A 1234-nucleotide genomic window follows, 5' to 3' on the forward strand; every position below is an offset into this window, starting at 1 on the left:
ATCGCAAGCAGAAAACCTAGGTGTAGAAATCTACCCTGGCTTTAGTGCTAACCGAGCCATTATTGATGAACAAAACCGTGTTTGTGGCGTGCTTACTGGCGACATGGGGTTAGATAAAAACGGCGAGCAAAAAGCCAATTTCGAGCCGGGTATCGAACTTCGCGCTAAGTTGACTCTGTTTGCTGACGGGGCTCGTGGCCATATTGGTAAGCAATTAATTAACAAATTTAATCTCGCTGAAGATAAAACGCCACAGCACTATGCGATTGGCTTTAAAGAGCTGTGGGAAATACCTGCAGAGCAACATCAGCAAGGATTGGTTGTGCATGGATTAGGTTGGCCGTTGGCAAACGAAGCGAGTGGTGGCAGTTATCTTTATCATCTTGAGGGCAACCAAGTCGCAGTTGGCCTGATTGTTGACCTTAATTACGAAAACCCCCACCTGAGTCCGTTTGAAGAATTTCAGCGTTTTAAACATCACCCGATGATTGAGCAGTACCTGAAAAACGGTAAGCGCATCAGCTATGGGGCTAGGGCGATTGCCAAAGGCGGCTTTCATTCCCTTCCGACCCAACAATTTGCGGGTGGACTATTGATTGGCTGTGATGCTGGCACGCTCAATAGCGCGAAAATCAAAGGCACGCATACCGCGATGAAGTCGGGGATACTCGCCGCTGAAGCCGTTTTTGAAGCGGTTTCAAATCAATCGGTTATTGCCGACTACCAAAGCCATTTCAAACAGTCCTGGCTATATGAAGAGCTTTATCAAGCACGCAATTTCTCTAGCGGAATACACCGTTTTGGCTCTTGGTTAGGTGGTGGTTTAGCGATGTTGGAACACAACGTGTTAAAAGGCAAAGCAAAGTGGAATGTACGTTGTGAACATCCCGATCATCAGTCTTTGATTCTGGCGGAAAACAGCGATGAGATCCTCTATCCGAAGCCTGATGGCGTGTTGAGTTTCGACCGTCTTTCTTCCGTCTATTTATCCAATATTTTCCATGAAGAAGACCAACCGTGTCATTTGCAGCTTGCCAGCCAGCGCATTCCTATCGAACAGAACTTGGCGCTCTATGCCGAGCCCGCTCAACGCTACTGTCCTGCTGGGGTGTATGAAATTGTAGAAGGTGCAGAGCAAGCCGAATTACAGATTAATGCGGCGAACTGTATTCACTGTAAAACCTGCGATATCAAAGACCCAAGTCAAAACATCACCTGGACGCCTCCTGAAGGC

Annotated in this window: 1 protein-coding gene; it reads left to right on the forward strand. The window is 47.4% G+C overall.

The genetic code is table 11. The annotated features are described in order from the left end of the window. On the forward strand, positions 1-1234 hold a 1234-nt coding region (locus tag R7F67_RS24380; RefSeq protein WP_318057483.1), incomplete at both ends, for an electron transfer flavoprotein-ubiquinone oxidoreductase.

The sequence above is a fragment of the Vibrio sp. YT-17 genome (assembly GCF_033337375.1).
GTDB classification, from domain to species: domain Bacteria; phylum Pseudomonadota; class Gammaproteobacteria; order Enterobacterales; family Vibrionaceae; genus Vibrio; species Vibrio alginolyticus.